At 65.6% G+C, this 8357-nt stretch carries 8 protein-coding genes; 7 read left to right on the plus strand and 1 reads right to left on the minus strand.

The window, feature by feature from the left end; all coding sequences use genetic code 11:
• The first annotated feature begins 2 nt into the window (after window positions 1-2).
• Genes ACFFII_RS14500 through ACFFII_RS14525 form a run of 6 tightly spaced genes read left to right on the plus strand, consistent with a single transcriptional unit; the run spans window position 3 to window position 5461 of the window.
• Window positions 3-608, plus strand: a complete 606-nt coding sequence (locus tag ACFFII_RS14500; RefSeq protein WP_377699586.1) for a hypothetical protein — start codon at window positions 3-5, stop codon at window positions 606-608.
• On the plus strand, window positions 608-1639 hold the full coding sequence (locus ACFFII_RS14505; RefSeq protein WP_377699587.1) for a TrbL/VirB6 family protein: 1032 nt from the start codon (window positions 608-610) through the stop codon (window positions 1637-1639). Before ACFFII_RS14500 ends, ACFFII_RS14505 begins: the two co-directional genes overlap by 1 nt.
• Window positions 1640-1672: 33 nt before the next feature.
• A complete protein-coding gene (locus tag ACFFII_RS14510; protein WP_377699588.1) occupies window positions 1673-2359 on the plus strand; it encodes a VirB8 family type IV secretion system protein in 687 nt (228 codons plus the stop codon).
• A complete protein-coding gene (locus ACFFII_RS14515; RefSeq protein ID WP_377699589.1) occupies window positions 2356-3084 on the plus strand; it encodes a TrbG/VirB9 family P-type conjugative transfer protein in 729 nt (242 codons plus the stop codon). The genes ACFFII_RS14510 and ACFFII_RS14515 overlap by 4 nt, the downstream gene beginning before the upstream one ends.
• Window positions 3084-4463: a TraB/TrbI/VirB10 family type IV secretion system protein gene (locus tag ACFFII_RS14520; protein WP_377699590.1), complete on the plus strand. Its 1380-nt coding sequence runs from the start codon at window positions 3084-3086 to the stop codon at window positions 4461-4463. The genes ACFFII_RS14515 and ACFFII_RS14520 overlap by 1 nt, the downstream gene beginning before the upstream one ends.
• Entirely contained in the window at window positions 4463-5461 is a 999-nt protein-coding gene (locus tag ACFFII_RS14525; protein WP_377699591.1) for an ATPase, T2SS/T4P/T4SS family, read from the plus strand. The genes ACFFII_RS14520 and ACFFII_RS14525 overlap by 1 nt, the downstream gene beginning before the upstream one ends.
• On the opposite strand, the gene ACFFII_RS14530 is transcribed toward ACFFII_RS14525, so the two are convergent.
• Window positions 5458-7365, minus strand: coding sequence for a type IV secretory system conjugative DNA transfer family protein (locus ACFFII_RS14530; protein WP_377699592.1), 1908 nt, complete (start codon window positions 7363-7365; stop codon window positions 5458-5460). The genes ACFFII_RS14525 and ACFFII_RS14530 overlap by 4 nt on opposite strands.
• Window positions 7366-8006: 641 nt before the next feature.
• Here ACFFII_RS14530 and ACFFII_RS14535 point away from each other — a divergent pair.
• Window positions 8007-8357 (plus strand): hypothetical protein (locus ACFFII_RS14535; protein ID WP_377699593.1); only part of this gene is annotated, 351 nt, incomplete at its 3' end.

The following is an 8357-nucleotide window of genomic DNA, read 5'->3' on the forward strand; positions in this document are numbered from 1 at the left end:
GCATGAAGCGAACGGTTCTCGCGGGCGGGCTGGTGATCGTGGGCCTCGGCACCTTGGCAATGGCGCAGATACTTCCGCCGCAGGGTGGCACGGTTCCGGGCACGCTGTCGTCCGCCCCTGCCCCGGCGGCACAGGGCGCTGCTGCGGACCCCATCGACGCGGCAGATGCCAAACTCAAGGAACTGCTGGAAATGCAGGCGGCGATGAGCGATGCCGAACGGCAGGCGGAGGAGGATTATCTGAACCTCGACCTTGGCACCGATGTGGATGTGTCAGGCATCAAGCGGGTGCCGAGCGCGGCCGAGAACCAGCCTTACCGGACCTGCGAAAAGACGCCGCAAATGCTGGCAAACCTGCGGCGCCACGGTGATAAGGGTGATCGGGCCTACCGCGACATTGCCGGATATCTTTCCGTTACAAACGTCATTGCGACTAAAGACTGCACCTGCGCGGGCAAGATCATTCCACATGATGCGGTCGCCATGTTTGAAGATCGACTTCGGCAGAAATTCGGAGTGACGGTTCTGGAGCCGAAGCACACGCGCGATCTCTACAAAGAATATGATCGGCAAATCAAAATCGTTGATGCGATGTGCGGTGAATACTGATGGCCCTCGTTGAAACGATCCTCGGCGATTTGGACGCTGCGGTTCTGGACGCGGGAGAAAGGTATTTTACCTCCACGGCCGAGGCGCTCGACCCGATGCTGACCATCGTGACCACGCTGCTCATCGTGCTGGTCGGGGTGCAGTTGGCGCTCGGTGTCAACCGTATGTCCATGCGTGATGCCTGGCAGCTCGTCTCTCGCATCGTGCTGGTGTTCATCTTCGCGCGGTCCTGGGCCAACTTCGGCGTGATTTACGATGCCCTGTCCTCAGGCGCGGGCAGTCTGGCGCTGAGTTTCTTTAACGGGGACACCCCGAACCCTGCAGCGGGAATGGACCAGTTTGCCGTTCAAATGTCCGATGTGGCCGATGGTGCAGCCCGCGCCACGAGTTCAATCGCGCGGGGCGTGGTCGCGGCGCTTCTGATGATGATTCTGTCGATCCTAATGGCGGCCTATGTGCTGATCGTCGGCTTCTCCAAGATCATGATCGCCTTCCTGCTCGGCGTAGCCCCTCTTGCGATGATCGCCACCATCTTCGAGCGGACCAAGACGCTGTTCGAGGCGTGGCTGACCGCCTTCGTGGGCTACCTCATGTATCCCATTGCCGCCGCAGCGGTGATCGGCGCGGTCATTGCCATGGCCGATGCACAGTGGAAACCACAGGCGGAAGTGCAAGATTTCTCGATGACCGTCGGCTTCCTGTGCGTGGCCTTCGTCGGCATCTTCGCGCTGCTGGCGATCCCGACCGCCGCCGCGCACATCACCGGCAGCTTCAACCTTGCCAACTTCGCCCCCGAGGCTCTTCGCGTGGTCGGAAAAACCGCGACGCTCCCGGCAAGGCCGGTTGGCGCTTTGGCCGGCCGGCTTGGTGAAGCGGCCAAGGCGCGCGGGGAGGCATTCGCCTCCGGCGCCCTCACCGGCAAATCGCCTGCCTTGGCCGCCCGCGCCCGCGACCGCGAATGGGCGGAAAAGGGCGCCGAGTGGCGCAGGAAAATGCGCGGCATCGAAATCATGCAGGGCAAGCGCGACTAGCGCGACTGACCTTTCGGGACTTTGGAGGATGCAATGGCGGACCGCGAGTCTGACAGCAGGACGATTCTGGAAAACGAGCTGATCTTCGGCGTCCGCCGCCGCGAGCGGATGGCTTGGGGGGTCGCCATCGGCGGCGTGCTGCTTGGCCTCGGCGGCGTGGCGGTGGCGGGCATGACCCTGCCCCTGAAAGAAACGCAGGCGTTCGTGACCATCGTGGACAAGGACACCGGCTTGGCCGAGCGCGCCGTCCGCGTCGAGGCGGCCGGGATCGAGCATGGCGCGGCGGTCGAGCAATCGCTGCTCTACACCTACGTCAAGAACCGTGAAACCTATGACGCGGCCGACAACGAGGCCCGCCTCCTCCAAGTTTACCGCATGTCGGCACCCCGAATGCAGGCGGCGCTGAAGGCGCAATGGGACAAGGCAAACCCCAACTATCCGCCCACGATCTATGGCGCGAGCGGCAAGGTGATCGTGGACGTTCTCTCGATCACCCCGGTTGGGCCCAGGACGGCGCAGGTGCGCTTCACCAAGCGGCTCAAGAAGGCCGGCGAGCCGGACCGGATCGGCAAGTTCTACGCGACCGTCACCTATGAGTTTCAGCCGACAACCGCGAGTGCGGTGCAGCTCGTGTGGGAAAACCCCTTCGGCTTCACCGTCATCGACTATCGCGTGACCGCCGAAAGCCTTGAAGCCCAGAACATGGAGGGCCAGAAATGATCCGTTCCACCACGCTTGCGGCGCTGATCGCGCTGACCCTGCCCGCTGCCGCCCTTGCGGAAGCCCGCCCACGCGCGGGCGGCAACGACAGCCGCGTGACCTATGCCACCTTTCAGGAGGGGCAGGTCTATACCATCCATACGCGGGTGCGGAACGTCACCTTGGTCGAGCTGGGTGACGGCGAGACGATCCAGACGATCTCGGTGGGCGACAGCGAAGCCTTTGAAGCGGATAAGGTCGGCGCGTCGAACGCCTTTTCCATCATGTCCTTCGTGCCCGGCGCCAGCACCAACATGACGGTCGAGACGAACCGGCGCTTCTACTTTCTCAATGTCGTGGAGTCCTCGAAGGTCACGCCCAACTGGTCGGTGAAGTTCACGGTGCCGGGCAGCGGCGGGCCGCGCTCGCGCGCGGCGGCCGCGGCAGCGATCCCGGCCGAGGTTCCCATGACCTACCACGTCCTCAACCGCAAAGGAGCCGCTGAGTTCGCGCCGGTCGGGATTTCGGACGATGGCAAGAAAACCCTGTTCCAGATCCCGCCCGGTGCCCCGATCCCCTCGATCTTCCGGGCCGATGCCAAGGGACGGGAAACCAGCGTCAACAGCAGCGTGAACGGCACGATCATCACCGTGGGCGCGCGCTCGGAACGTTGGGTGCTGCGCTACGGCGATGAGCATGTCTGCGTCGAGGGCACCAAGGCGGGCGCGAAGCGGAGGACGCGCTGATGGCCCACGAGGATCAGCTTCAAGCCCGGCTGGCGCGGATGCAAAAGCCGGTCGCGGCTGTGCCATGGTGGCGGCGCATGGCGCTGCCGGCCGGGATGCTCGCCACGGGCCTGGCCGGCGGGGCCTATGTGGCAACGGTGCAGCCGGCTGAACAGATCTCGCCCCCGCCCATGCAGACCTCCGAAGTCAGCGAGTTTCAGGACGACTCCGGCCTTGCAGGCTTCACCGTCACCGAAAACGAACCCCTGCCTGTCACCACGCCGGCGGCCGTGGTGACGCGCAGCGAAGTCCAGACGGTGACGGACCCGCAGGCGAAGGCGGACGCCGAGGCCGCGCGGGCGGCTCTGGAAAAGGCCAGGGCCGATCTCCAGAAAGCCCAGGCCGAGCTTGCCGCCGCCCGCGCCAACCCTTCGGTCGATACCGCGCAGATCGACGCGCTGCGCCGGGAAATGCAGCAGTTGCGCGACGACATGGCGGGCAAGGATCAGGCTCTCGATGAGCTGACCCGCGACAATATGCGTCTCCAGACGGAACTCGACACGGCGGCACAGATGGCCGGACAGGCGCAGACGGAAGCCGACATGGAGGCGCAGCGCCTCGCGGCGCTCGAACAGCGCCGGGCCGAACTCGAAGCGCAACGCGCGCAGGAGCAAGCCTTGCTGGAAGCGCGCGCCCGGTCCGCCAAGGTCATTCGCTTCGGAAGCGATGGCGGTGGCGGTGGTGCCGAGGCCGACAGCGGCGCGGATGAACAACTCGATGCCGCAGAACGCTTTCGCCGCGCGGGCCGGACGGAAGCCGTGCAGGCCCAGGTCATCGGGGAACCCTCGCGCACGGTGCTCCAGGGGACGCTGATCGAGGCCACCTTGGCGAACGCCATTTCCAGCCAGCTCGAAGGCAACCTGTCTGCCACGGTCAGCTATGACGTGTGGTCGATGGACATGGCGAACGTCCTGATCCCGCGCGGCTCGCGCCTGTTCGGGCGCTACAGCTCGTCCATCGACAAGGGCCAGCGGCGGATCATGGTGGCCTGGGACCGGGTGGTGACACCGGACGGCCAGTCGGTCGAACTCGCGGCCTATGGCACGGATCGGATCGGCCGCGCGGGTGTGACGGGGCGCGTGAACACCCATACCCTTGCTCGCTTCTCGGCCGCCGCGGCGGTGTCGATCATCGGGGCCGCGCCCGCTGTCCTGGCCGCGGCCATCGAAAAGGACCGCGACGACAAGATTTCCCGCGAAACCGTCGAGAACATCGGCACCAACGCCAGCGACACGCTCGGCTCGATCATGAAGGACTACATCGACATTCCGACGACGATCAGCGTCGATCAGGGGGCCGTCGTCATGGTCATGGTCAACGCCGATCTGGAAATGCTCTGATGGCGGCGCTCGGGCATCTGGAAAGCAGGCTCCATGTCCTGCGCCCGCTGATCGAGGCCGACAGCACGATCGAGGTGGCGATCAACGGCGACGGTCGGGTGTGGGTCGAGCGCGCGGGCGACAGCGCCATGTCGCTGACGGACGTGACGCTCTCGCCGGTCGAGGTCAAGGATCTGGCCGGGCTCATCGCCAACAAGCAGCGCCTCACGCTGACCGACGCCCTGCCCGCGATCTCGACCACCGTGGACTATGCCGGGGCCACCCTGCGCTGCCAGGCTATCATTCCGCCCGCGTCGGCGGGCGGCACGACGATCACCTTCCGGGTGTTCCGCCGCAGGCCCACAGGTGAAGCGCCCAAGCACTTCCGCTTCCTGCGCGACCAGACGGTTTCGCTGGAAGCCGAGCGGCTGGAGCTGCTGCGCCGGGTCCGCGACAGGGCAATGCACGGCGCCGATCCCGACGAGTTCCTGCGGGCCTGCATCCAGGCCCGCATGAACATCGTGATCTCGGGCGGCACGTCCTCGGGCAAGACCGAACTGGCCCGCCGCCTGCTCTGGATGGTCGAGGAATGGCACCGGCTGGTGCTGATCGAGGACTCGGCCGAGCTGCTGCCCGCGCAGGACAACGTAGTGAGCCTGATTGCCGAGCGGGTCGACGCCTCGGCGCGCTCGGCCGACAAGCTGCTGGAAATGACCCTGCGCCTCCGCCCCGACCGGATCATCCTGGGCGAGTTGCGCGGGGTCGAGGCTGTGACCTTCCTGGAGGCGATCAACACCGGCCATGAGGGCAGCTTCACCACCCTTCACGCCACAACCGCACGCAAGGCGGTCAACCGACTGGCCTTCCTGGTGATGCGGGCCGGGATGCCGCTGACGCTGGCGGAAATCCGGGGCTACGTGCGCGAGTCCATCGACGTGATCGTGCAGACGGGCCGGATCGAGGACGAGCGCGGGATTCTGGAAACCTACTTTCCCGCGCTCGATGGGGAAAGCAGCTAGGCCGCTTTCCTCTTGCCGAACAGCCGGGCGTCAAACTCGTCCATCCTGGCTTGCGCCTTCTTCCTGATGGCGTCCTTCACGTCCTCGTCGCTGCGGCTGTCGTTCTCACCGCGCAGGTCTTCCGCAACTTCGCGCGCGAGCGTCGGCTTCTTGCGGGGTTCGGCATCCGCAGCGGGTGCGGCTGTTCCGGCAGGGGGGGCCGCGCCCTCGCTGGCCGGCGTCACGATGGCACCCTGACGCGCTGCTTCTTCGGCCGCAGCCTTCTCCACCCTGGCCTGTTCTTCCTCCGCGACCTCGCGCATCAGCTTCGGCTCCGGCTGCTGTTCCTGTGTCTTGCCCTTCCTGCCTTTCTTCGTCTTGGGCGCGTCCTCGGCTGGAGGGTAGGCCACCCGCGCCTCCTGGAGCGCGGTGAGCCTGGCCTTCATTTCGTCCAGTTCGGCCCGCATCGCATCGGGATAGGGCAGCGGCCCTTTCTGCGCGTCAAAGATCGGTTTGAAATAAGCGTCCTGGTAGTAAACGATCCGGTCCACAAGGATGGGGTTCTGCCGCTCGGGGATCAGGATGATCTTGTTCGGATCGAGATTGCGGACCTCGCCGGGCGTCAGCAGCGGCCGTTCCTCGTTGCGCCGCGAGATCGAGCGTTTCAGGATGCCCTGCCCGTCCTGCGAATAGCTGTCGCTGAGCGCAAGACGGGTGGTCTTGCCAAGTGCCTCGGAGACTTCGCCGGTGGTCTTTTTCTCGTTGGGGGCGATATAGAGCTTCATGCCCGCCGCGCTCTCGATCGAAAGCCGCTCATTCTCGGTGTAGATGCTTTCAAGCCCCGGAATGGACTGCGTGATGATCGATACCCGCGCGCCATGACCGGCAAGCTGTTTGAGCGATTGCACGATGATCGGCATGTGGCCGAGCTGGTCGAACTCGTCGAGGATGATCTGCATCGGCCAGGGCTCAAGTCGCGGATCGGGGATGCGGGCGCGCATGGTGGCGATCAGCTCCCCGAACAACAGCCGCAGCAGTGGCGCCAGCGTCGGAATGTCGTCGGAGTTGGCGACGATGTAGATCGCGTGCGGTGCGCGCCGAATGTCGTCCCAGGAAAAGTCGTTGGCGCTCGTCACCTTCTCGATGCGCGGGTTCAGCCACAGGCCAAGCCCTGCCCCGTCCAGAACCGAGGCATAGGACGAGAGGGTGCGGTCGGAATAGCCTGAGAAGTTGAGGAAGATCGTCGCGGACTGCTCGTGCTGCGTTTCCGTGGCGAACCGCTGGTAAGCCTTCTCCTTGTCGCCGCTGCCGAACAGGATGCGGGCGATCGTGCCGATGGTTGGGGTCTTGCGCTCGATGGCGAGCATCCCGGCCGCGACGAACAGCTGGCGCGCGCCCACGATGAAGTCGGACGCCCCGCCCTTCTCGTTCCTGGGCGTCAGGAAGTAGCTGGCGAGCTTGGAGAGTTCGGTGAATCGCTTGTCCGTGTCAGCAATGGCGGCAATGCGTTCCAGCGGGTTGTAGCGGTGCGTCGGGTTCTCGAAGTCGAAGGGCGCGAAGCGGAACACCCGGTCGCCCTGCGCCAGCCGGTGGCGGGACGTGGCCTCGAAGATTTCCCCCTTCACGTCCATGACGACGCAGGAGCCGGGGAACAGCAGCGTGTTGGGAATAACATAGCCCACACCCTTGCCTGAGCGGGTCGGGGCGACGACCAGGGCGTGCGGAAACTGGTCATAGCTGCCGCAAACGAAGCGGCCGGCCCTGTTCTTCTTCTCGGGCTTGCCGAACTTGCCGAACACGAGGCCCGACCCGACAGGCTGCGCGAGGCCGTTCCTCTTGACCTCGCCCTTAGTCTGGAAGTGCGCCTTGCCATAGGTGGTCAGCCGGTGCGTGACGCTGAACACAACCCCGGCAAGGGCCAGCACGAGCGCCCCGCCGAGGACGATCAGGTAGGCGGTGCGCCACGGGTCCTGCCGCAGCGCCCCGAAGCCGGGGAAATCCGTCACCAGGATGAACGGGTTGCCGGTGTTCAGGTTGGCCCCGAGCTGCCATTGCAGCCAGAGGCCCCCGAACATCAACCCGACAATGGCCCCGGCGATCAGGCCCGCCGGAACGGCGACGCTTATGCGGTTCATTGGCCCTGCCCTTTACAGCTCAAGGTCATGATCCTTGCGGCGCAGCTCATGCTCGGGCGTGTCGCGCTCGTGCAGCCGCTCCTTCGCCAGTTCTGCCTGCCGCATGGTCAGGCCGATGCTCTCATGGCTCTCCGCGGCCGCAACAAGCGCCTTCGCGATGTCGCGCCGCTGTCCCGGCTCGGGGAAGTCAAGCGCCAGCGCCCGGTCGTCGCCGGAAGCGATCTGCGCGATGACCTTCTCCCCGTAACGCTCTTTGAGATCGGAGGCGAAGCGTTCGGCATGATCCTCATGCTCGAACGCGACCCGGCCGTGCTGGCGGTNNNNAGCGTCCGGGTCAGGCGATCGGTCTCGTGGCTGTGGTCGATCTCAAGGGCGGTGTTCAGCGTCCTGGCGGCGGTGGCATAGAAACGATCCACCAGGTCGGCAGCTGCGTGGCGCTGATCCTCGCGGTCCAGATCGAGGCCCCGCGCCTTCACGACGGCCTGAAGGTCCTGCCGGACCCACTCCCGCTCCTGCCAGGCGTTCGCGGCCGGCTGCTCGAGGCGGCGTTCCATCGTCTCGCGGTCGATGCCAATGGCCTCGGCCGCCTCGAAAACAGCCGATTTGACCTCACGAGCGGCATCCTCGGCAAGATCGACCGCCACCTTGCCGCGCCGGATTTCGTCGTCCAGCACTTGCGTCTTGTAAAGCTCGGAACGCGGGGCGCGCATGACCAGCTCGGCCCCGCGCGCGTCGCCGAGGTCGCGCATGATCTCGGTCGTGACCTCGGCCAGCTCCTGGCG

Origin of the sequence: Paracoccus niistensis, assembly GCF_042432925.1 — a bacterium.
Lineage (GTDB): Bacteria > Pseudomonadota > Alphaproteobacteria > Rhodobacterales > Rhodobacteraceae > Paracoccus > Paracoccus niistensis.